We start from the raw sequence: 23,958 nt of genomic DNA on the forward strand, positions 1-23,958 counted from the left end.
AATCACACCACCCGGAAGCCAATCCGGGGACACCACAAATGGGAAGGGATTAAGACCATGAAACTTTAGAGCACCGCACTTATGTTCAGCGCCTCTCTGCTGGCGCTCAGTACGGCCAGCGTCGCACTGGCTCAGAACACACCCGCACAACCGGCGGCCAATGCCGACGACGTTCAGGAAGTGATCGTCGTGGGTGCGCGCCGCGCCGAGCAGTCGGCCATCAATCGCAAGAAAAAAGCCGCCACGGCGCAGGATTCCATCGTCGCCGATGACGTGGGCAACTTCCCGGACAAGAATGTCGGCGAAGCCATCGCCCGTATCGCCGGTGTGGCGCTCAATATCACCGACTCCGGCGATCAAGGCGGCTTCACCATTCGCGGCCAAACCGACGATCTGATCCGCATCGAAGTCGATGGCATGTCAATGTTGCCTACCGACTCGCAAAACGGCCGCTCGGTGACGGCGCTCAACGACATGTCGTCTGACCTGATCAAGAGCGTGGACGTGATCAAGGGGCAGACTGCCGATATGCGCCCCGGTGGCGTCGGCGGTACGGTGAAGATCGAACAGCGCGGCGGTCTCGACTTCGCCAAACCGCTGTACAAGTTCAATTTGCAATACCAGCGCAACACGTTGGACGGCAACTGGTCGCCGCGCGCCAACCTCATCCTGACGCGCAAATTCCTCGATAACCGTCTGGGTGTCCTGTTCAACTTCACCTATGACGACGGGCGCACCTCAACCGACTTCAACAGCGTGTCGGACAAACAGGTTGGCTATCAGCCCTTTGGCGACCACGACAATTCGCCGGAAAAAACCTTTACCACCCCCTATGACAAGGTGGCCGCCGCCGTTACCACCAAGGCCGGTTGCGCGGCCCTGCCCACCTCCGGCATCAACAGCCGCCTGAACTGCTATGCGCAATGGGAAGACTATGCGCCGTCGCTGCCGCGCATGCGTCGCGAAAATCGCCGCGACACGCGCACCTCGTTCCAGTTGCGCGCCGACTATCGCTTCAGCGACAGTCTGACCGGCTTCATCTCCTACAACCCCAATATCCGCAAACAGGATTTTCAGGCCTATAATCTGCAAATCATCGCCCCAAGCGGTTCAACCTCAACCGCTGGCGTGCTGAGCACCAATATGCGCAATGTGGTGGTGAATGCGAACCACTACATCACCCAGTACGATCTGATCCGGGGCAATGGCGTCACCACGCTGAACTATGACAGCCAGATCCGCGATATCCAGCGGACCAATGAGCAGCACTACACCCAGATCGGGCTCGACTACAAAAAGGATCAGTGGATCGCCAAAGGCCGTATCCAGTACGGCTCAGCCAAGGGTGAGCGCGAAGATGATGCGTTCAAGATCATCGCCTCCATCCCTTCGGCGCGTTTTTACATGATCCCGGAAAACGGTCTTTGGACGTTTGAGGTGCCTAATGTCGATCTGACCAGCCCGGCGGTCTACTATCCGACCTCACCGGACAATGCCGGGGCCACGCCACGTCCCGGCGTCTTCCAGAACCCGACGACGACCGCGCGTCTGGAATACACGCCGCAGGCCGACAAGAATAACGAACTGAACGTTCAGTTGGATGTCACCCGCTTCTTCGACCATTTCGGCCCCCTGAAGACCGTCAAGTTCGGCCTGTCGCACACGGCACGTGAAAACAAGACCTGGCGCGAAGGCGGCTTTAACATCGCGCCGGGCGTCACTCTGTCACGGGCCCGCAGCCTCGACTATATCCGTCTGTGCGACCCCAGCGTCAGCGGCGCCAATTGTCAGTACGGCTCACGTACCCTCGTGACCAGCGCGACCAGCACAGACCGTCTGGAAAAGGAGCATATGTTGACACCGGCCCAGTATCGGGAACTGCTGCAAAACAGCATCATCAAGATGCCGGGCGCCAACTATTTTGAAGGCATGCCGGACCGCGGTGCGCTGATCAATTCGTGGACAGCGTTTGATTTCGACAGCTTCTTCAGCACGCTGGGTCAATATGCCGACCTCAGCCACCACAATCTGAACTGCCTCTACGAGTGTATTGCCTCCGACGGCAAAACCTACACCCGTCCCAGCTATTCGACCGAAGAAAGCACCACCTCGGCCTACCTGATGGGCGATTTTGAGACCCGCCTGTTCGGTATGGATGTCACGGGAAATCTCGGCCTCCGCTATCAGCGTATCGAGGTACACGCCGCGCCCTCGGTCAACTTCTATAACCGTGCACTCGATACCACCAAGGTGTCAGCCCTCAACCCGGCCCCCTATACCGACGTTTTTGTATCGCGCCGGGTCACTCAGGTTGATCGTCAGTCAGAAGACTTCCTGCCGAGTTTCAACCTCGCCATCTGGCCGATCGAAGATCAGGTGGTGGTGCGTTACTCGATCGCCAAGCAACGCGCACGCCCCAGCATGACGCAGCTAACCGGGACCAGTGCAGCTAACTGCTATAAGCTGGATCAGGCCCTGCTCGACTTCTACGCCAACAATCCGGGCTATTTCGATGACGGTGATCCGGACACCGAAGATCCCACTGCGTCAACCGCTACCCGGTGTTCTGGCCGTATCGGTAACCCGGAACTGAAAGGCTATGAGGCCACAACCTCCAACCTATCGCTCGAATGGTATCCCAACAAGGACACGCAGGTGTCGCTGGCCTCCTACAGCATCGACGTGAAGACCCAGCGTCCCGAAAACGTTACCCTGCCGGAATATGAACTCGAGGGCACCAAATATATCGCCGACACCTTCGAAGACGGGCCTGGCGGTCTGAAGCAAACCGGCTTTGAAGTGTCGGCGAAGACCGCCTTCACCTACCTGCCGTGGTATCTGAGATATACGGGCGCGGGCTTCAACTACTCCAAGACCGAATCGAACGCGGCGAATACGGCCGTTGATCCGATAACGGGCAAGGCGCTGCCGCCGCGTGGTCAGTCCGACTACTATTACAACGTCAATCTCTGGTATGACGATGGTCGCCTCAATGCTCGCGTCGCCTATCAGAAACGCGACTTCTACTATGACCGCATGGACGCCAGCGAAAGCGCCAACCGCGTGCCCAACGCAGCGACCCAGCAAGCGCTTGGCATTAATCTGGAGCCCTTTGGCAGTGCGACCAGCTATTTCAAGACCGTAACACCCATCTACAAGAACGGCTCGAAGTCGCTGGATGCGCGTGTCTCTTATAAGGTCAACAAGAAGCTGGAGCTGTTTGCCGAAGGCAAGAACCTGCTCGATGACACGGTGACCCGCTATGCACCAGAGGAATACCGCAATGTCGGTGGCGGTACGCCCTATGTCTTCGATACCCTCTACTATGGTCGCCGCTATTACTTCGGCATCATCACCACCTTCTAAACCCTTTCAGTACGCGTAACTTTGCCCGTAACTGAGTCCGGCCCCTTTCACCGGGGCCGGACCTTTTTAAGGACGTTTCCCATGACCTCGCACCCGCGCCTGAAACACGCCACCCTGTCGCTGGTCATGAGCGCCCTTATGGCCTCATCCGTTGGGGCCGCCGATGCGCCGCAGACAACCCCCGTGGCGGGGATCGAAGCGCGCTGGCTGACCCCGCCGCCGCGCCCGAACACGACCTTTGCCCCCGACCGCGTGCCGAACCGTCAGGCGGTGCTGCCCGTGCTGGAATATGTCGCCGCGTCACAAATCGCCGATATGAGCCGCCGTCCGATCCAGCTTTCGACCGGCTCCAACCTCTCTGAAATTTCCTCCAACTGGGTGGCCGCCACCTTCTATGTCGGCGCAGCGCGGCTGGCGCGGATCAGCGACAATCCCGACACCCTGCGCTTTCTGACCGCCACGGCGGAGCATTATCATTACGCGTTTCGCGGCGCGCGGGCCGAGCGCCTGATGCTCAATGCCGACGAACTGGCCATCGGCGACCTCTATCAGGAACTCTATGCGCGACGGGGCCAACCGGGCGTGCTGATGCCCTTGCAACAGCGCCTCGATTACATGGTGCCGCACCTCAACCGTCCGCAGGAGACCGAGGCCCTGATCTGGTGGTGGAGCGACGCCCTGTTCATGGCCCCGCCGGTGCTGGCGCGACAATCGGCCCTGACCGGCGACCCGAAATACCTCAGGGCCATGGACAAAGAATGGCGGCGCACGGCGGCGCGTCTGTGGGTCGAACAGGACCGCCTCTTCCTGCGCGATGAGCGTTTCAAGGACCAGAGCCATCTGGGCACCGACGGCAAGCCGATCTACTGGGCGCGTGGCAATGGCTGGGTGATGGGGGGCCTCGTGCGCGTGCTGGACGCCATGCCCGCCGACTTTGAAGGCCGCGGCTTCTATGTCGATATCTTCAAGAAGATGGCCAGCCGCCTGATCGAATTGCAGCAGGCTGACGGCCTGTGGCGCAGCGACCTCAATGACCCAAAGGGCTATCCCGAAGCCGAAACCTCCGGCTCGGCCTTCTTCGTCTATGCGCTGGCCTGGGGGATCAATCATGGCCTGCTGGAGCGCGCCACCTATCAGCCGGCGGTGACGAAGGGCTGGGCGGCGCTCAATCGCCACGTCCTGCCCAATGGCCTGATCGGCGCGGCACAAAAGACCGGCGACCGCCCGGTGCCGACCAAACCCACCGATGTCGGCCCCTACGCCACCGGGGCCTATCTGCTGGCCGGGATCGAGATGATGGACCTCAATGAACCGGTGCAGAGCCTGCCCGAAGCGCCCCGGCCCCGCGATAGCGACGACGCCATCCTTGCCACCACGCCGCAGCCGATCGCGCCGGTGACCGTGGTCGGGGACGCCGAAAAGGCGCGCCGCGAAGCCGAAATGAAGGCGACGCGCGCCCTCGCGTACGATCCGGCAACGCTGAAACGCCCGGCCCCCATCGAAAAGCTGACGCCGCCCGCTGATCAGACGCCGCGCGCCGTCGCCCGCTTTGCGCCGGATCGTCTGGATGACCTCCTGTGGGAAAACGACCGCGTGGCGCACCGCATCTATGGCCCGGCGCTGGAAGTGCGCGAAGCCCCGTCCGGCTCCGGCATCGACGTGTGGGCTAAGCGCGTGCGCTACCCCTATATGGACCGGCAGTTGAAATTCCCCAACTACCACACCGACCGCGGTGAAGGGCTCGACTATTACGACGTCGGACGCGGACGCGGCGCGGGCGGGCTTGGCATTTGGTACGACAAAAAGCTGTGGACCTCGCGCAACTTCTCAACCTACCGCATCGACAAGACCGGCGGCGATGAGGCGAAGTTCAGCGTCGATTACCGTCCCTGGCCCGTCGATGTTGTGCGCAAGGTGTGGGAGACGCGCACCTTCTCGCTGCCGCTGGGGTCGAACTTCACGCGCATGACCTCGATCCTGCGCTCGGACACCCAAGAGCCGCTGATCGTCGGCATCGGCATCAACAAACGCAAGAGCGACGGCGGATCGGGCGTGGTGACGAAGGACGCCAAGGCGGGCATTTTAAGCTTCTGGGAGCCGGATGTCGGGGATCACGGCCATATCGGCATCACCATCGCCGTCGATCCAGCCATGGTCGAAGGCTTTACCGAAGACGCTGAAAACTATCTGATTCTGGTGCGCGTCACGCCGAGCCAGCCCTTCACCTACTATATGGGATCAGCCTGGGACGGCGGGCTTGATTTCAAGTCGCGCGAGGCGTGGGACGCTTTCGTCAAAACGCAGACCTTCAGCTTTAAACCTGTAAAGTAAGGAGTACCCCATGTCGGATTCGACCCGTCGTACCGCGTTGAAGGGCCTGTGGGGGGCCTCGGCCCTACTGCCTCTGATCATGGGGCAGGCCGCGCAGGCGCAAGCCCCCGCAGTGCCCGCAACGGCACCGCCCGGCCAGGCTCCGCGCGCCTTTACCGATCCAAAGACCGGTCGTCGCGTGATACGGATTTCCGATGAGGACGGCTCCGGCGTGCTTTACTTCTATCGCCCGGCCTATACGCCGCATGGCGATGTTATGGTGATCAAGTCGCCGTCGGGCATTGTGGCCGTGCGTTTGAGCGACTGGAAGACCAGCCTGCTCGTCAAGGGCAAGGACAACGATCTTCTGTTCATGATGCGCACCACGCGCGAAGCCGTCTATGCCGTCACCGACGCAGGTGAAGGCGAGGCCGAAGACCGTCCCAAGACGCTATACGCCATCCATGTGGACACCAAAAAGGTGCGCAAGCTGACGCGCATTCCGGCCGGGCGCATCACCGGCTCCAATGCTGATGACACCCTGCTGCTGGGGCAGGTCGCCTATGGCGCCAAGCCCTTGCAGCCCAAGGACAAGGGCTCGCTGGAAAAGTTCGGTCAGGCCGAATATGCGGCGCTGGGACCGGACGGCAAGCCGCTCAACTTCGCCAAGGCCAAGGGCGTGCGGATGCTGGAACGCTGGGCCGCGCGCGTCCCGGCGGAACTGTTCACCATTGACCTGAAAACCCAGGCACGCCGCGTCCTGTTCAAAACCGAGGAGTGGATCGGCCACGCGCAGTTTTCACCGACCGACCCGACCCTGATCCGCTTCTGCATGGAAGGGCCGTGGCACCGGGTGGATCGGATTAAACTGATCAAATCCGACGGCACGGGGCTGCGAAGCGTACACACCCGCAGCATGAATATGGAGATCTGGGGCCACGAATTCTTCAGCCACGATGGCAAATGGCTGTGGTACGACCTGCAAACCCCGCGTGGTCAGGTCTTCTGGGTGGCGGGCCTTGAACTCGGCACCGGCAAGCGCGTGTGGAAGCGGCTGGAGGCCAACGACTGGGGGGTGCACTTCAACATTGCGCCAGATAATAAAACCTTTGCCTCGGACGGCGGCGACGCCGACATGGTGGCGCACGCGCCCGACGGCAAATGGATTTCGCTGCTGGAGGCCGAAACCATCGTTGATGCCGACCTGCCCTCCTACGATGAGAGCCTGATCACCATTGAAAAGTTCAAGGCGACGCGGCTGGTCGATATGGGGGCGCACGACTACCGGCTTGAGCCCAATCTGCGCTTTACGCCGGATGGCCAATGGCTGGTCTTCGTTTCCAACATGCACGGGGCCAACCACGTCTATGCGGTCGATGCCCGGCCGGGGGTGACCGGCTGATCATGTTTGAAAAGACCTATTACGCCACCCACCCCGACCAACTGGCGCTGGCCGACACGCAAGACCTGCGCGACCGCTACCTGATCAGCGGCCTGTTCGCGCCGGAAGCGGTCAGACTCAACTATCTGCATCAGGAGCGCCTCGTGATCGGCGGGGCCGCCCCGGTGCAACAGCGCGTCGCCCTGCCCGTGGTAAGCGAGCCCGCCTCGGCGGCCGGGTCGTCCCTTCTGGGGCGCCGCGAAATGGGCGTGGTCAATGTCGGCAGCGGTACCGGCGTGGTGCGCGTTGACGGCGTCGCCTACGCGCTCAGCCCACTCGATGCCCTCTATATCGGCGCGGATACGGGCGAGGTGACGTTTGAAAGCGTGGACGCCGCGACCCCGACGCGCTTCTACCTGGCCTCTACCCCGTCGCATTTCAGCTACCCCACCCAGCACATCCCCCTGTCAGGCAGTCACCCGCTGGAGCGCGGCAGCCTTCAGACCTCAAACGCGCGCATTATCCATCAGCTGATCGTGCCGCGCGTCTGCCGCTCGGCGCAGTTGCTGATGGGCCTGACCCTGCTCAAGCCAGGCAATGTGTGGAACACCATGCCGCCGCACCTGCACGACCGGCGCTCAGAGGCCTATTTCTATTTTCAGATGGGTGAAAGCGATCGCGTCTTTCACTTCATGGGTCAGCCGGGCCACACCCGCCACCTCGTCTGCGCCAACGAAGACGCCATTATCTGCCCGCCGTGGTCGATCCATTGCGGGGCGGGGACGTCTAACTACGCCTTCATCTGGGCCATGGGCGGCGAAAATCTCGACTATGGCGATTTCAGCGAACTGGACCTGTGCCAACTCGCCTGAAGCGCTGGCTGTTACCAATTCTGCGCCGTGTTTTCGTCGTCGATGTAAAGCGCCGACAGGCTGTCGGCATAGTCCATCAGCAATTCCGCGTACTCTTCCGCCGACAATCGCTGAAGCCGGTGCACCCGTGCCATACGATAGTTCCAGAATGAGCTGATATGGCTGAGGATGCCGATACTCTCACCGAGCTCGAAGAACAGCGACGGCCCCTCCAGAAGGAAACGACGAAACGGGGCCGGATCACGCCCCTTGGTCAGGGCCAGATAGGCCTGATCATAGATGGCCAGGGTGCGCCCCACCGCGACAATGGCCTGGGAAATGCGCCGTGCCAGACGCGGGCGGATGTCGCCCAGAAACTCCAGCACCGACTTATCGCGCGTCAGCATGGGCTGATAGGTGGCGAGCCCATTCAGCACCTTGTTCAGTTCACCCTGAAGCTCTGTATAGCGCCATTTGAAATAGAGGAAGCCGCGCCAGGAAAAGATGCCGTCCGAAAATTCGGCGGTTGAGAGGCGCAGCGTCATGCGCAACGGGTCAAGCTCATGGTCCAGCTCATTTGCCAGAATCTTGCCGGCCAGTTTCAGCGTCGCCTGCTGCATGGTGGTTCCGAAGGCTTCGCGCACAAGGCTTTCGATCTCACCATTGGCAAAGCCGATCATGCAGGCAATATCGGCCTGGGTGATGTAGAGGTAACAGGGCGCCGGACGGTAACCGCGGCGGCCCAGATGTTCGCGCACCAGAAACGGATCGAGCGACGGCAGTTCGTCCAGCGCCCGCAAAACCTCGACATCCGGCAGGGCCGCGACCGCCTTGGTATTATAGATGTTGCGCAGAAAGGCCTCATAGCCGATCTGCCCGATCAGGATCGACTGCCCTCCCAGTTTCAGATCATCCGGATCGAAGGGCAGAATGATCTTCGTCGTGGTACGCCGGGGCTTGGTGAACAGGTCCTGCTCATTGGCGCGCAGGGTGTGTTTGAGGATCAGGGCGCGGTTCATCTGCTGGTTGGCAAAGAACGGCTTTTGCCGGTATTCCGCCTGCTCGCCATGCGTGCGATAGACGTGACCCAGATTGAGCACGCGCGAGGTCGAAGCCGTTTCGCTCAGATTGGCAAGACTACGGACATCCTTTTGCCCGCCTGACATTTCGAAGACCATAAGCGGACCCCCGCCCGACTCTGCATCTCGCCGGCCGCCCGTTGCGACCGTGCGTCTCTTTAAGGTACGCCACTTATATAACCGCGAGATATGAGATCACGGGGTTAATGCGGGGTAAATAAACACCGGTCAGTTGTCTCTGTGAACCCTCTAATATGACACATTTTCGTGCATAATGCGAAATGATGGCCTATAGGGCCTGAGTTTAGAGCGATGAGCGGAAAAGTGTGAGCGGTTTTCCGCAAAAACATCGCGACAAAACAAAAATTTAGAGCGAAATGACGATTCCACTCAAAGTCATTTCGCTCTAATGAGCGATGTCCTCGCAAAAGGAAGTGACATGCGTCGTCTTCTGGCCCTTGTCGTTATCTTTGTAGCCGTACTGGGTCTGACCGCATTGGGGGTATGGCAGGTGCAGCGCCTGATGTGGAAGACGCAGCTGATCGAAACCGTCAATGCCCGCGTCAACGCCCCACCGCAGCCTTTGCGCGCGGGGCCGGGTGGCTGGCCCACCTTCACGGCCTCGAATGACGAATACCGCCGCGTGACGCTGAGCGGGCATTTCCGCCACGATAAGGAGACGCAAGTCTATGCCCTGACCGATCTGGGGGCCGGATACTGGGTGATGACGCCGCTGGAGACGCCAGACGGCACGGTCATGGTCAATCGCGGCTATGTGCCGACCGACAAACGCGACCCGGCCACGCGCGCCGCCGGGCAGGTGTCAGGTGAGGTGCAGGTTACGGGGCTTGTCCGCCTGAGCCAGAACAAGGGCTGGCTGTTCTCACAACCCAACGACCCGGCAAAGGACCAGTGGTTCCTGCGCGACGTGGCGCAGATCGCCAGTGCGCGTCAGGTGGCGGTGCCCGGCTGGTTCATCGACGCCGAGGCGGCACCGGTGCCGGGCGGCTTACCGCAGGGTGGCCTGACCGTGGTGCGCTTTACCAACAACCATCTGGTCTATGCGCTCACATGGTTCACCCTGGCGGGGGGACTGGCCGGGGTCAGTTTATGGCTGAGCCGTCGCAGTCGGCGCAAAGACGGTAATTAGCCACGAAAAGCACGAAGGTGTAAGCAACGGCCCGGAGGGCCCTGTATTACGATGAAGCGCTGCGCGCAGTCGTTTCTTCTTTTTCGTGTCTTTTCGTGGCTAACCGACTTCACGCCCAAAGCAAAAGCGCCCGTCCGAGGGACGAGCGCTTTGTCTTTTTCTCATTACAACCCTGCGGATCAGTGATCAGGCATGGACGTTGTTGAGCCAGCGCGCCAGACGCTCCTCATTGCGGTCCATGATGGCCAGATGCAGGCGGCGGAACGGCGCATTGACCAGCTCCAGCGACACGTCAAACATGCCCAGACCGCGACGCGGGGCGACGGCGGCGACGATGTGGTCGCGCGGGATGGCGATGTCGAGCAGGATGCCCTGATATTCCAGACGGTCTTCATAGACGCGCAGTTCGCAACGCCACAGGACCGGCGTCAGGAAAAGGGCGATCGAAACCGGGATCATCCCCAGCACCACGCCCGAAAACTGCTGCAGGACGGTGCCGCCCGCCAGATAGGCCTGCGACATCAGCAACACGCCTGCGACAATTTGAAGCAGGGCCGCGCTGAGCAGGGCAATCTTGACGACCGGTCCGAAACGGTAGGTGTGCAGAGCATTCGTCATATCAGTTCCTCCAGACTTGACGCCAAAACTCACAACAGCGTCAATTTGTCTCAGTGTTGCGCGCCGCAACGGTTTGCGCAAGCGGAATCTGCGGCAATCTGACACAGATGTCATTTATTTATCCCCAGATGCGGCCCTTCTCACGCATTTTTTACATAAGTGCCGAATTTCAAATAACAAAACTACCCGCATAGTTAACGATCTGCGACCTATGCGCCTGAGACAATTTGTCCCTTGCGCTTCTCCGCAATTTCATTAGGACGCGAACGCTTTGACATTTGAAAACCTCCCGCGTGCGGGACTTACTTCGGTGAACGCGTCGTGCATCTGAATTTTTTTGAAGGCAGGAACCTGATCCGCAAGGGCCTCATCGCGGGCCTGATGGTGACCGCCGCCATGTCCTTAAGCGGCTGTGATTGGGCGCTGATGGACCCCAAGGGTCCGGTCGGTCTGGCGCAAAAGGACCTGATCATCCTCGCCACCCTGCTCATGCTGATCCCGGTCGTACCAGTGATCGTCATGACCCTGTGGTTTGCGTGGCGTTACCGCGCTTCCAACACCAAGGCGACCTATGATCCGAACTTCGAGCACTCCAACCGCATCGAAGCCGTGGTCTGGGCCATCCCGACGCTGATCATTATTGCGCTCGGTACCGTGACGTGGATTTCGACGCACGAGCTTGACCCGCACAAGAAGGTTGAGGCCGCCGCCGACAAGGCAGGCGTGACCCCCATCGAGGTGCAGGTCGTGGCGCTCGACTGGAAATGGCTGTTCATCTATCCGCAGTACGGTATCGCCACGGTCAACGAAATGGCCATGCCGGTCGGCGTGCCGGTGCATTTTGAGATTACCTCGGCCAGCGTGATGAACTCCTTCTTCATCCCGCAGCTTGGCACGCAGATCTACGCCATGAACGGTATGCAGACCCACCTGTCCCTGCGCGCCGACCATGCCGGCGTCTATGACGGCATTTCCGCCAACTATTCGGGCTTCGGTTTTGCCGAGATGAAGTTCAAGGCCAAGGCCGTGGACCAGAGCGGCTTCGACGCCTGGGTGGCCAGCGCCAAGGCCTCCGGTCAGACGCTTGATGCTGGCGCTTATAAGAGCCTGCACCAGAAAAGCACGCTGAAGGCCCCGGCCTATTATGCAGCGGTTCAGCCCGCCCTCTTCACCAAGATCCTCAATGGCTGCGCCGACGGTGGCCTGTGTAAGGAAGACGCCTTCAACATGGCGATGATGAAGAATCTGGTGCCCGGCGCAGTCGATTGCGTCGCCCCAGAAATTCTGACGTCCAAAAACAAGACGGCCGACAAGGTGGCGCTGAACCGCGCCACTCCGGAAAGCTGAGTTCCGCGCCGCCCCCACCGTTTGACCCGTAAAAAGATTATAACCCATGTCCAGCCCTGTCGCCGAACTCCACGAAGACCCCGTTCTTCGCTTCCTCTTCGGTAAACTCGATATCAGCTCCGTGCCGTGGCACGACCCCATCATCATGGGGGCCGGTGCCGGTATGGTCGGTGCCGCCGTGCTCGTGCTCGGCCTGACCACCTATTTCAAGCTCTGGCCCTATGTGTGGAAAGAATGGCTGACCAGCGTCGATCACAAGAAGATCGGCGTGATGTACATCATCCTGGCCCTTATCATGCTGCTGCGTGGCTTTGCCGACGCCCTGATGATGCGCGCTCAGCAGGCCTTGGCATCGGCGGGCGGCGCAGGCTTCCTGCCGCCTGACCACTTTGACCAGATCTTCACCGCCCACGGCGTGATCATGATCTTCTTCGTCGCCATGCCCTTCGTTATCGGCCTGATGAACGTCATCATGCCGCTTCAGATCGGCGCGCGCGACGTGGCCTTCCCGTATCTGAACAGCTTGAGCTTCTGGTTCACGGCAGCGGGTGCGGTGCTGATCAACGTCTCGCTGGTCATCGGTGAATTCGCCCACACGGGCTGGCTCGCCTATGCGCCTCTGTCGGGATTACAGTTCTCGCCCGGTGTCGGGGTCGATTATTATCTCTGGGCCATTCAGATTTCGGGGATAGGTACGACACTGTCCGGGGTGAACCTGATTGCGACCATCTTCAAGATGCGCGCGCCGGGCATGACCCTGATGCGTATGCCGGTCTTCACCTGGACGACGCTGGCCGCCAACATCCTGATCGTCGCCGCCTTCCCCATTCTGACTGTCACTCTGGCGCTCTTGGGCCTCGACCGTTATCTGGGGATGCACTTCTTCACCAATGACGGCGGCGGCAACGCCATGATGTACGTCAACCTGATCTGGGCCTGGGGCCATCCGGAAGTGTACATCCTTGTCCTGCCGGCCTTCGGTATCTTCTCGGAGATCGTGGCCACCTTCTGCCGCAAGCGTCTGTTTGGCTATGACGCCATGGTCTATGCGACCATGTGTATCGCCATCCTGTCCTTCATCGTGTGGCTGCACCACTTCTTCACCATGGGGGCCGGGGCGAACGTCAACGCCTTCTTTGGCATCTCGACCATGATCATCTCGATCCCCACCGGGGTTAAGGTGTTCAACTGGCTGTTCACCATGTACCGCGGCCGCGTGCGCCTCGAAGTGCCGATGCTGTGGACCATGGGCTTCATCATCACCTTCGTCATTGGCGGGGCGACCGGCGTCATGCTGGCCATTCCGGGGGCAGACTTCGTGCTGCACAACTCAGTCTTCCTGATCGCCCACTTCCACAATGTCATCATCGGCGGCGTTTTGTTCGGCTGTATCGCGGGCCTGAACTACTGGTTCCCCAAGGCCTTCGGCTTCCGCCTGCATTCGGGCATCGGTAAGGTCAGCTTCTGGTGCTGGCTGATCGGCTTCTACGTCGCCTTCATGCCGCTCTATGCGCTGGGCCTGATGGGCATGACGCGCCGCTTGAGCCATATGGACAACCCCGTCTGGCATCAGTACCTGATCGTCGCCGCCATCGGTGCCCTGATCATCTTCGCCGGCATCATCGCCCAGATCGTTCAGATCGGCTATTCGATCTGGAAGCGCGATGAGTTGCGCGACGACAGCGGCGACCCGTGGGATGGCCGCACGCTGGAGTGGGCGACCTCTTCGCCGCCGCCCTTCTATAATTTTGCCGTCACCCCGGCCATCGGCAACCACGATGCCTTCTGGGACGCCAAGCAGACGGGTCAGGCCTATATCCAGCCCAAGTCCTATGAGCCGATCCACATGCCGCGCAACACGGCAACCGGCCTGCTGATCGGTCTGGCCAGCATTCCGTTCGGCTTCGCGCTCGTCTGGCACATCTGGTGGCTGGCAGTTGTGACCCTGATCGGCATAATCGGTCTGGCTATTCTTCACTCCTTCAATGAAGACCGCGACTATTACGTCCAGCCTGATGAGATCAAGGCTATCGAAGACGCGCGCTTCGCCAAGCTCAACACAACGACGGAGGCGTAACCATGAGCAGCACCCCCGTTAATCCGGCGGAAAACCCCGTGGGCGCCTTCAAGCAACAGCTGGAATCGGCCTACGACCACAATCCGAACGACGTCCACGACACGCACGACCACCACCATCAGGACGAAGAGGCCAAGGTTACGCTTGGCTTCTGGATCTACCTGATGAGCGACTGCCTGATCTTTGCGACGCTCTTTGCCACCTTCGCGGTGCTGAAGGACGCAACCGCGGGCGGCCCCAATGGCCGTGAGCTGTTCGATCTTGGCTTTGTCGCCATCGAAACCTCGCTGCTTCTGCTGTCGTCGCTGACCTTTGGTCTGTCGATGATCTCGATGCAGAACAACAAGCTGAACGGCGTGCTGGGCTGGCTGGCCGTCACCGGGCTTCTGGGCCTCGGCTTCATGGGCATGGAACTTTATGAGTTCAACCACCTGATCCACGAAGGGGCCGGTCCTGACCGGTCGGCCTTCCTGTCGGCCTTCTTTACGCTGGTCGGCACGCACGGCCTGCACGTCTCGTCGGGCCTGATCTGGATGGGCGTCATGTTCGTCCACCTCTTCCGCCGCGGCCTCACCCCCGCCAACCGTATCCGCATGATGGAGCTGAGCCTGTTCTGGCACTTCCTCGACATCATCTGGATCGGCGTTTTCAGCATCGTCTATCTGATGGGAGCCGCCTGATGCACATCCCTGACAAGCCCACCCTGCACCCTGCCAAGGACCCGCACACAGAACTGGCCGACCACCACGCGGTGGACAAGCTGAACCATGGTCACGGCCACGATCATGGGGCTGGTCACGCCTCGGTGAAGGACTATCTGATCGGCTTTAGCCTGTCGGTCATCCTGACGGCCATTCCGTTCGCCCTGACCATGCTGAAGCTTCTGCCGACCGCGACTCTGGTGCCGGTCATCCTGATCCTCGGCGTGATCCAGATTGTGGTGCACCTGCGCTACTTCCTGCACATGAACAGCTCATCGAGCCAGGTGTGGAACAATCTCGCCTTTATCTTTACGGCGATCATTGTCGGCATCCTGATCGTTGGCTCTTTGTGGGTGATGACGCACCTCAACCACAATATGGCCCCCGGCATGATGAGTGGCGGCGGCATGGGCTAAGCCCCCCGCATCACAGACGACCACCACACCGCCCGGACCCATCCGGGCGGTTTTTTAATGCCGTCCGATAAAATAAAATGGTCATTGCAAAATTAAACCATATGAAATAATTTTTCCAAAACATCAAAGATCATCCCGGACAGGCGGAATCCATGCGACACATCTCACACTTTATCGGCGGGCAGGCGGTAGCGGGGGTGTCGGGCCGGGTGGGTGAGGTGTTCGATCCCAATACCGGCCGGGTGCAGGCGCAGGTCGATCTGGGCACGCCCGATGAGCTGGCGCGGGCCGTAGCGGTGGCCAAGGCCGCGCAGCCGGGCTGGGCCGCGCTCAACCCTCAGCGCCGCGCGCGGGTGATGTTCGAGTTCAAGCGCCTGCTGGAACGCGATATGGACGCGCTGGCGCATCTTCTGGCGTCTGAGCATGGCAAGGTCATTTCCGATGCCAGGGGCGATATTCAGCGCGGGCTGGAGGTGGTGGAGTTCGTTTGCGGCATCCCGCACCTGCTGAAAGGCGACTATACCGAAGGGGCGGGGCCCGGCATCGACGTCTTTTCGCTGCGTCAGCCGCTAGGGGTGGTGGCGGGCATCACTCCGTTCAACTTCCCGGCCATGATCCCCATGTGGATGTTCGCCCCGGCGCTGGCCACCGGCAATGCCTTTATCCTCAAGCCGTCCGAGCGTGACCCCTCCGTGCCCGTGCGGCTGGCGGAGCTTTTGCTGGAGGCAGGGCTGCCCGAAGGCGTGCTCAATGTCGTGCACGGCGACAAGGTGGTGGTCGATGCCATACTCGATCACCCCGACATCCGCGCCGTGAGCTTCGTCGGCTCGTCTGACATCGCGCAATACGTCTATGGTCGCGGGTCGCAGAACGGCAAGCGGATGCAGTGCATGGGCGGGGCCAAGAACCACGGCATCGTCCTGCCTGATGCCGATCTCGATCAGGCGGTGGCCGATATTATGGGCGCCGCCTATGGCTCTGCCGGTGAACGCTGCATGGCCCTGCCCGTGGTGGTGCCGGTGGGCGAAGAGACGGCTGAGCGTCTGCGGCCCAAACTGCTGGCCGCCGCCGAAGCCTTGCGCGTCGGGGTCTCGACCGACGCCGAGGCCCACTATGGGCCGGTCGTGTCGGCGGCGCACAAGGCGCGCATCGAACACTATATCCAGATGGGTGTCGATGAGGGGGCCGAGCTGGTGCTCGACGGGCGCGGATTCAAACTTCAGGGCCATGAGGGCGGCTTCTTCCTGGCCCCCAGCCTGTTCGACCACGTCACACCCGCCATGCAGACCTATCAGGACGAAATCTTCGGCCCGGTGCTGCAAATCGTGCGGGCCAAGACGCTGGAAGAGGCCATCCGCCTGCCGTCGCAACACCCTTACGGCAATGGCGTGGCCATCTTCACGCGCAATGGCGACGCGGCGCGCGAGTTCGCCTCACAGGTCGAGGTCGGCATGGTCGGTATCAATGTCCCCATCCCGGTGCCCGTGGCCTATCACTCCTTCGGCGGCTGGAAGCGCTCAGGCTTTGGCGACCTCAACCAGTACGGCATGGACGGCGTGCGCTTCTACACCCGCACCAAGACCGTCACCCAGAGGTGGCCGCGCGCAGGCCAGAGTCACGATTCCAGCTTCATTATTCCGACTATGCGTTGACGTTGGAATAAAAATTCCATTTACTACACAAACAAAAAAAGCCGACCAATCGGCACGTCCATCCGGGGCACCTGCCACACGCCTTCGTCCCGGAGATCGAACACATGACGCAGCCGCAAGGCGCACGGTTCCACGGGAGGAACTCTTATGTCGATTCACCGCCGCCACCTGCTGGCCGCCAGTCTGGGTATGGGCCTTGGTCTGGGCCTGACCGCCTGTCAGAAATCCGGTTCTGCCGCTGCCACCGACGGCATTGTCGTCAGTTTCAGCGACCTGTCGCAGCCCTTCTTCGTGGCCATGCGCCGCGATCTGGAGGACGAGGCCAAAAAGCTGGGCGTCAAGGTTCAGGTGCTGGACGGTCAGAACAATTCCTCAAAGCAGGTCTCCGATCTGGAGGCCGCGCGCGTTCAGGGCATCTCGGCGGTGATCATCGCGCCGACCGACTCCAAGGCGCTGGCCTCGGCCACCGACGCCCTGATCGACGAAAAAACCGTGGTGGTGTCCGTTGATCGTCAGATCGGTGGCGGCAAGCACCCGGTGCCCCATTTCGGGGCCAATAATGTCGAAGGCGGACGCGCCATGGCCGACTGGGTGGTCAAGACCTACCCCAAGGGGGCCAAGGTGGTGGTCATCACGAATGATCCGGGCAGCACCTCTTCGATTGAGCGCGTCAAGGGCGTGCATGAGGGGTTGGCGGCCGGCGGTGCGGCCTATCAGATCGTTGCCGAACAGACCGGTAATTCCAAACGAGATCAGGCCTTAAGCGTCACCCAGAACGTGCTTACCTCGATGGGCGGCGCGCACCCGGACGTCATCCTGTGCCTCAATGACGACATGGCTATGGGCGCGCTTGAGGCCATTCGCGGCGCGGGCTTTACAACGCAGCAGATCGCCGTCCTGGGCTTCGATGCCATCCCCGAAGCGCTGAAACGTATCCGCGACGGAGAAATGGCCGCCAGCGTCGAACAGAATCCGGGCGAGCAGATCCGCTCGGCCCTGCGCGCCGTCGTGGCCAATCTGAAAGACAAGACCCCCATCGTCTCCAAAAGCCTGACGCCGGTGCTGATCACCCGCGACACGCTCACTCAGGCGTCGCGCATCGGCGAAGTGAAATAGGCCGGTCATGGCCCTGCTTGAGGCTCAAGACATCACCAAGCGTTTCCCCGGTGTCGTGGCGCTGGGCGGGGCGAGCCTGCGCGTCGAACCGGGCGAGGTTCACGCCCTGCTAGGTGAAAACGGCGCGGGCAAATCGACGCTCCTGAAAATCCTCGCCGGGGCTCAAGGTAGCGACGGCGGTCAACTCACCTTTGACGGAAAGCCCCTGCGTCCCGACGATACGCCCAGCCAGAGGCAAAAGGCGGGCATTGTCACCATCTATCAGGAGTTCAACCTTCAGCCCTTTCTGAGCGTCGCCGAAAACCTCTACCTGGGGCGCGAGCCCCTGCGCATGGGCCTGATTGATCATCGGCAGATGCGCGCGGATGCCCGGCGCATACTGGACGATCTGGGCCTCAGCCTCGATCCCGATCTGGAGGTCAGCCGCCTCAATGTCGCCGATCAGCAGATGGTCGAAATCGCCAGAGCCATGACGCTTCAGGCAAAGCTGATCATCATGGACGAACCCACGGCGGCGCTCAGCCCGCGCGAGGTAGACATCCTGCACCGCATTGTCGGCACGCTGAAGGCGCGCGGCATTGCTGTCATCTATGTCACCCACCGCCTGAAGGAGGTGAAGGCCATCTGTGACGCCTACACGGTGTTGCGCGATGGGCGCTTTGTGGCGAGTGGACAGGTGTCAGACGTCAGTATCGACGACATGGTGCGCCTGATGATCGGGCGCGATGTCGCCTTTCTCAAACGCCCGCCGCGTCAGGTCGCGCCGACGCCGGTGCTGCGCATAGACGGCGTCAGCCGCCGACGCGGCGCGCATGAGGCGCGCGGCACCTCGCTCGACAATATCTCCTTTGAAGTGCACGCCGGGGAAATCGTCGGTCTGGCCGGGCTGGTCGGCGCGGGCCGCACCGATCTGGCGCGCGTGCTTTTCGGGGCCGACCGCAAGGATAGCGGGCGCATCCATCTGTGTGGCCGCGCCCTCGACATTCAGTCACCGGCGCAGGCGCTGGGCGCCGGGATCGCGCTGGTGCCCGAAGACCGCAAACAGCAGGGCTGTTTCCTCGATCACTCCATCCGCCATAACCTGTCGCTGTCCGGCCTGAAGGCCCTGTCGCGCCCCGGTGGCTTCGTCGATGAAGGGGCCGAGCGCCGCCTCGTTGAAACCTTCCGGCAGAAGCTGCGCATCCGCATGAGCAGCCCCGAAGCCGCCATCGGCACCCTGTCCGGTGGCAATCAGCAAAAGGTGCTTCTGGCGCGCTGCATGGCCCTGTCGCCCAAGGTGCTGATCGTCGATGAACCGACGCGCGGCATTGATGTCGGCGCCAAGGCGGACGTGCATCAGGTCCTGTTCGACATGGCGTCAGAAGGCATGGCGGTCATCGTCATCTCCTCCGAACTGCCCGAAGTGATGGCCGTCAGCGACCGCATCATCGTCTTCCGCGAAGGCCGCATCACCGGCACGCTGGAAGCCGCCGCCGCCGATGAAGAAACCCTGATGGCGCTGATGGCCACCGGCAGCGCCCCCCAAGCCCCCAACCCTTGAGTCCCCTTGATGACCGCCACCCCTGCCCCCGCCCCTGACCCGTCTGCGCCCCCGGCCAAACCGCCCTTCGACACGGTGGCCTTTTTGCGGACCTGGGGGACGACCCTGTTCCTGCTTTTGCTGATCATCGGATTCGCGGCGTGGAACCCGCGCTTTCTGTCGCTGCGCAATGCGCTCAACATCCTGACCGAGGTGTCGATCTATGGCGTTATTGCCGTCGGCATGACCTTCGTCATCCTCACCGCCGGGGTCGATCTGGCGGTAGGCTCGCTTCTGGCTTTTGCGGCGATTGCTGCCGCCTCCGTGGTGCAGCATATGGGCGGCGACGTGCCGCAATGGCTGGTGGCGCTCAGCGTCGCCTCGGCCATCGGTCTGGCGGCCGGCTATGCGCACGGCAAGACGATTACCTGGCTAAAGGTGCCGGCCTTTATCGTGACGCTCGGCGGCATGACCATCTGGCGCGGCGCGACCCTGATTCTCAATGACGGCGGGCCGATCTCCGGATTTGATGCCGGTTATCGCTGGTGGGGCACGGGGACGGTTCTGGGTGTGCCGGTGCCCGTCATCCTGTTTGCGCTGGTGGCGCTGGCCGGGCACGTGACGCTGCGCTACACGCGCTTCGGGCGTCAAGTCTATGCGGTGGGCGGCAATGCCGAGGCCGCACGGCTGGCCGGGATCAATGTCAAGGCCATACTGATCAGCGTCTATGTCATTGTGGGCTTTCTGGCCGGACTGTCAGGGTTTCTACTGTCGGCGCGTCTGGGTTCGGCGGAAGCTGTGGCAGGCATTAATTACGAGCTGCGCGTCATCGCCTCGGTCGTTATTGGCGGGGCCAGCCTGTCGGGCGGGGCGGGCAATATCCGCGGCACGCTGATCGGGGCGCTGCTGATCGGGGTCCTGTCAAACGGGCTCGTCATCATGCACGTGTCGTCCTATTTCCAGCAGGTGGTGATCGGCCTGATCATCGTCGCGGCCGTGGCCTTTGACGCCTACGCCAAATCACATCGCGGAAAGGTCTGATCGCATGTCCTATGGTTTGAAACGCAGCGGTTCGGTCTGCGCCCTGATGATGGCGGCCGCCCTCTTCACCCTCAGCGTCCCGGCTGTGGCGCAGCCAACGGCCACCCCGGACTATACCGCGCTGGCTAACCCGTTCGTCGGCGTTGATGACGGCGGCAATACGGTCCCCGGCGCGGGCGTTCCCTTTGGCTTTATCTCCTTAAGCCCGGATACGGCCAATGGCGACACCAATGGCTACGACTCCAAAAGCGCCATTCTGGGCTTCAGCTTCACCCACGTCACCGGCACCGGCGGCACCAGCAAGTACGGCAATTTCCGCGTCACCCCGACGTCTGGGGAACTGGGTGTCAACCATCTGGTCTTCGCCAAACACGATGAGACGGCCTCGCCCGGCTATTACGCCGTGACTCTGGCCAACGAACCGGCCAAGGCGGTGCGCGTCGAGCTGACCGCGTCGCGGCTTGCAGGCTTTCAGCGCGTGACCTTCCCTAAGGGCGCGCCGGGTCAGTTTGTGCTCGATGCCACCTCGGTCATCGGCCTGCGCGGCAGCGGTCAGCGCACCACGGCAGCCCAGGTTGAGGTGGTGGACGACCACACCCTCTCCGGCTGGGCCAGCTTTGAAGGCGGCTGGAACCCGGCCCCCTATAAGCTCTACTTCTACGCCGTCTTCGACCGCCCGGCGATCAAATACGGGGCGTGGAAGGCCCGGCAGGGTGAGGCTCAAATTCAGGAGGGCATCGGGCGTCTGGACGGTGGCAATCAGACCAAGAGCGCGGCCAACCGTCAGGGGCTGATGATCGAATACGACACCGAGCAGGAGTTTTCGAACCGGCTGGGCGGCTTCATGACGTTCGATACGGCGACCGACTCTGTTGTGCAAATGAAGCTGGCCGTTTCGTTTATCAGCGTCGAAAAGGCCAAGGCCAATCTGGCCGCCGAACTGCCCGGCTGGGACTTCGATGCGCAGCACGCCAAGGCGCGCGACCTGTGGAACGGCGCGCTTGCCAAAATCGAGGTCGAGGGCGGCGACGACACCCAAAGGCGCAACTTCTATTCGGGGCTTTACCGCAGCCACACCATGCCGCACAACCTGAGCGGCGAAAACGTCTGGTGGGACTCAACCGAGCCGCATTATGAGGATTTCTATACCCTTTGGGATACGTTCCGCACCCTGCATCCGCTGATGACCATCATCCAGCCGCAGCGCCAGCGCGACATGATCCGCTCGCTGATCGACACCTATGCCCATACGGGCTGGCTGCCGGATTCGCGCATCGCCGGAGCCAACGGCATGACGCAGGGCGGGTCAAACGGCGACGTGCTGATCGCCGATGCCGTGGTCAAAAACCTCGGTGGCTTCGATGTCAAACAGGCCTATGCCGCCTTGCGCAAGGACGGCGAGGTCGAAAGCGACAAGCCCTTCCTTCAGGGGCGCGTGCTGAAGGACTATCTGTCTCTGGGCTATGTGTCGCTGAGCCAGACGCGCTCGGCCTCGCGCACGCTGGAATACGCCTATAACGACTTCGCCATCGCCTCGGTGGCGGCGCATCTGGGTGAAAAGGCCGATCAGGCCCGTTATCTCAAGCGCGCCGAGGCGTGGAAAAAGCTGTGGGACGACGATCTGGGCTGCATCCGTCCGCGCTATGCCGATGGGCGGTGGCTGGAAAACTTCACCTGCACCTATGACTATCCGGACAAGTCCGGCCCGTGGTGGGAAGCCCCCTTCTATGAGGGCAATTCGCTGCAATATTCGACCTATGTGCCGCACGATGTCGAAGGCCTGATGGCCAAAACCGGCGGGCGCGAAGGCTTTGTGCGCTGGCTCGACCGCCTGTTTGACGAAGGCTATTACCTTCAGGGCAATGAACCCGATATTCTGGCCCCGTGGCTCTATATCCACGCCGGGCGTCCGGATCGCACGGCCGAGCGCGTGCGGCGCATCCTGTCGGTGCACTATAGGCCGACGCGCAACGGCCTGCCCGGCAATGACGATGCCGGCACCATGTCGTCGTGGTATGTGTGGGCCAGTCTGGGGCTCTACCCCAATGCGGGGCAGCCCCTCTACTACATCGGCTCGCCCCTGTTCCGGAAAACGACCATCCATCTGGAAGGCGACAAGACGTTTCAGATCATCGCACCCAAGACCTCAGAGGCCAATCTCTATGTCACGGGAGCGCGTCTGAACGGCAAGGCGATCGACCGCGCCTGGCTTACCCATGCCGAGCTGAGCAAGGGCGGTACGCTGGAGCTGGATATGGCGGCCCAACCTAACGGCTGGGCCACCAAGTTTGTCAAACCCTGACAACCTGACCGGTGGCGACCGAATAGGCCGCCGCTTCGGCCAGTTCCAGCGCGCGCACGGCGTCGTCATAGCCCACCATCGGCTTCGCCTTGCCCGCCACGATGTCGGCGAAGTGCGCGATTTCGCTGCGATAGGCCTCGGCATAGCGGTCGAGGAAGAAGTTCTGGAAGGCATCAAGCACCGGGCCCTCAGCGCCCCAGTGCGCCACCGTGCTTTCCAGCACATTGTCGGCCTTCAGAAGCCCCTTCTGCCCATAGGCTTCGAGGCGCTGATCGTAGCCATAGCCGGAACGTCGCGAATTGCTGATCACGCACAGACGGCCTGAGGCGGTTTTCAGTGTCGTCTTGGCGGTATCCACATCCCCCGCCTCACCGATGGCCGGATCGACCAGACAGGCCGCCGCCGCATAGACCTCAACAATCTCTTCGCCCAGAATAAAGCGCGCCATGTCGAAATCGTGGATAGCCATATCCTTGAACAGGCCGCCTGAGACCTTGACGTAGGACACTGGCGGCGGTGCGGGATCATGGCTGACGATCAGAAGGCTTTCCAGCGCCCCGATGCGCCCGGCCTCAAGCTGTTGTTTTAGCGCCCCGAAATGGCGATCGAAACGGCGATTGAAGCCCAGCAGAAGCGGCTTGTCCCCGCCCAGTTGCGCCGCGGCCCCCCGCGCGGTTTCCAGACCCTGATCCAGCGGCTTTTCGCACAGGACCGCCTTGCCCGCCGCGATGCACTGAAGCGTCTGCGTCAGGTGCTGATCCGTCGGTGAGGCGATGACCACCCCCTTGACGTTCGGATCGGCCAGCACGGCCTCAAAGGTCGAAACCTCAGGCCCCAGCGCCTTTGCCAGTTCCGCCGCGCTGTCGCCCACCGGATCGACAATGGCCTTCAGGTGTAAGGCCGGGTGCGCGGCGACGTTTCTGGCGTGGATACGACCGATACGCCCGGCCCCGATAACAGCCACTTCAAACATTGCGTTTCCTTTGGTTTGGGTCTGGCGGCAGGCCTGATCCCGCTTTGAAATATCTATTC

The 23,958-nt window shown here is 61.5% G+C and carries 17 protein-coding genes; 14 read left to right on the forward strand and 3 right to left on the reverse strand.

Going from position 1 to position 23,958, the window contains the following annotated elements; translation table 11 throughout:
* The first annotated feature begins 81 nt into the window (after nucleotides 1–81).
* The 4 genes from ACK8OE_RS16050 to kduI all read left to right on the forward strand — a co-directional run bounded on the left by ACK8OE_RS16050 (nucleotide 82) and on the right by kduI (nucleotide 7,929).
* A complete protein-coding gene (locus ACK8OE_RS16050) occupies nucleotides 82–3,366 on the forward strand; it encodes a TonB-dependent receptor (protein WP_410273377.1) in 3,285 nt (1,094 codons plus the stop codon).
* Nucleotides 3,367–3,447: 81 nt separating this feature from the next.
* Nucleotides 3,448–5,697, forward strand: a complete 2,250-nt coding sequence (locus ACK8OE_RS16055) for a glycoside hydrolase family 88 protein (RefSeq protein ID WP_410273378.1) — start codon at nucleotides 3,448–3,450, stop codon at nucleotides 5,695–5,697.
* Nucleotides 5,698–5,707: 10 nt separating this feature from the next.
* Entirely contained in the window at nucleotides 5,708–7,078 is a 1,371-nt protein-coding gene (locus tag ACK8OE_RS16060) for an oligogalacturonate lyase family protein (protein ID WP_410273379.1), read from the forward strand.
* Nucleotides 7,079–7,080: 2 nt separating this feature from the next.
* The gene (gene kduI, locus ACK8OE_RS16065; RefSeq protein ID WP_410273380.1) at nucleotides 7,081–7,929 is read left to right on the forward strand and encodes a 5-dehydro-4-deoxy-D-glucuronate isomerase; all 849 of its coding nucleotides are present in this window, start codon (nucleotides 7,081–7,083) and stop codon (nucleotides 7,927–7,929) included.
* Between the two features lie 11 nt (nucleotides 7,930–7,940).
* Here kduI and ACK8OE_RS16070 read toward each other — a convergent pair whose 3' ends face one another.
* Nucleotides 7,941–9,086 carry a hypothetical protein gene (locus ACK8OE_RS16070; protein WP_410273381.1) on the reverse strand — a complete coding sequence of 382 codons (1,146 nt, stop codon included), beginning with the start codon at nucleotides 9,084–9,086 and terminating at the stop codon, nucleotides 7,941–7,943.
* Between the two features lie 340 nt (nucleotides 9,087–9,426).
* On the opposite strand from ACK8OE_RS16070, the gene ACK8OE_RS16075 reads away from it, so the two are divergent.
* Entirely contained in the window at nucleotides 9,427–10,137 is a 711-nt protein-coding gene (locus tag ACK8OE_RS16075; RefSeq protein ID WP_410273382.1) for an SURF1 family protein, read from the forward strand.
* A 186-nt stretch (nucleotides 10,138–10,323) separates the two neighbouring features.
* Here ACK8OE_RS16075 and ACK8OE_RS16080 read toward each other — a convergent pair whose 3' ends face one another.
* Nucleotides 10,324–10,755 carry a hypothetical protein gene (locus tag ACK8OE_RS16080; RefSeq protein ID WP_126424371.1) on the reverse strand — a complete coding sequence of 144 codons (432 nt, stop codon included), beginning with the start codon at nucleotides 10,753–10,755 and terminating at the stop codon, nucleotides 10,324–10,326.
* 321 nt (nucleotides 10,756–11,076) lie between these two features.
* On the opposite strand from ACK8OE_RS16080, the gene cyoA reads away from it, so the two are divergent.
* From cyoA to ACK8OE_RS16125, 9 genes are all read left to right on the forward strand, one after another.
* Nucleotides 11,077–12,102 carry a ubiquinol oxidase subunit II gene (gene cyoA, locus ACK8OE_RS16085; protein ID WP_410273383.1) on the forward strand — a complete coding sequence of 342 codons (1,026 nt, stop codon included), beginning with the start codon at nucleotides 11,077–11,079 and terminating at the stop codon, nucleotides 12,100–12,102.
* Between the two features lie 46 nt (nucleotides 12,103–12,148).
* A complete protein-coding gene (cyoB, locus tag ACK8OE_RS16090) occupies nucleotides 12,149–14,179 on the forward strand; it encodes a cytochrome o ubiquinol oxidase subunit I (protein ID WP_410273384.1) in 2,031 nt (676 codons plus the stop codon).
* Nucleotides 14,180–14,181: 2 nt separating this feature from the next.
* Nucleotides 14,182–14,859 carry a cytochrome o ubiquinol oxidase subunit III gene (gene cyoC / locus ACK8OE_RS16095; protein WP_410273385.1) on the forward strand — a complete coding sequence of 226 codons (678 nt, stop codon included), beginning with the start codon at nucleotides 14,182–14,184 and terminating at the stop codon, nucleotides 14,857–14,859.
* Nucleotides 14,859–15,296 carry a cytochrome o ubiquinol oxidase subunit IV gene (cyoD, locus tag ACK8OE_RS16100; RefSeq protein ID WP_410273386.1) on the forward strand — a complete coding sequence of 146 codons (438 nt, stop codon included), beginning with the start codon at nucleotides 14,859–14,861 and terminating at the stop codon, nucleotides 15,294–15,296. Before cyoC ends, cyoD begins: the two co-directional genes overlap by 1 nt.
* Nucleotides 15,297–15,448: 152 nt before the next feature.
* Complete coding sequence (locus ACK8OE_RS16105) at nucleotides 15,449–16,948, forward strand: CoA-acylating methylmalonate-semialdehyde dehydrogenase (protein ID WP_410273387.1); 1,500 nt, start codon at nucleotides 15,449–15,451, stop codon at nucleotides 16,946–16,948.
* Nucleotides 16,949–17,095: 147 nt separating this feature from the next.
* Nucleotides 17,096–18,064: a substrate-binding domain-containing protein gene (locus ACK8OE_RS16110; protein WP_410273388.1), complete on the forward strand. Its 969-nt coding sequence runs from the start codon at nucleotides 17,096–17,098 to the stop codon at nucleotides 18,062–18,064.
* A gap of 7 nt (nucleotides 18,065–18,071) precedes the next feature.
* Nucleotides 18,072–19,604, forward strand: coding sequence for a sugar ABC transporter ATP-binding protein (locus ACK8OE_RS16115; protein WP_410273389.1), 1,533 nt, complete (start codon nucleotides 18,072–18,074; stop codon nucleotides 19,602–19,604).
* A 9-nt stretch (nucleotides 19,605–19,613) separates the two neighbouring features.
* Nucleotides 19,614–20,624 carry an ABC transporter permease gene (locus ACK8OE_RS16120; RefSeq protein WP_410273390.1) on the forward strand — a complete coding sequence of 337 codons (1,011 nt, stop codon included), beginning with the start codon at nucleotides 19,614–19,616 and terminating at the stop codon, nucleotides 20,622–20,624.
* 4 nt (nucleotides 20,625–20,628) lie between these two features.
* Nucleotides 20,629–22,926, forward strand: coding sequence for a GH92 family glycosyl hydrolase (locus ACK8OE_RS16125; RefSeq protein ID WP_410273391.1), 2,298 nt, complete (start codon nucleotides 20,629–20,631; stop codon nucleotides 22,924–22,926).
* Here the strand turns inward: ACK8OE_RS16125 and iolG are convergent.
* Nucleotides 22,916–23,899 carry an inositol 2-dehydrogenase gene (iolG, locus tag ACK8OE_RS16130; protein WP_410273392.1) on the reverse strand — a complete coding sequence of 328 codons (984 nt, stop codon included), beginning with the start codon at nucleotides 23,897–23,899 and terminating at the stop codon, nucleotides 22,916–22,918. The genes ACK8OE_RS16125 and iolG overlap by 11 nt on opposite strands.
* Nucleotides 23,900–23,958 lie beyond the last annotated feature (59 nt).

It is taken from the genome of Asticcacaulis sp. W401b, assembly GCF_046503825.1.
Lineage (GTDB): Bacteria > Pseudomonadota > Alphaproteobacteria > Caulobacterales > Caulobacteraceae > Asticcacaulis.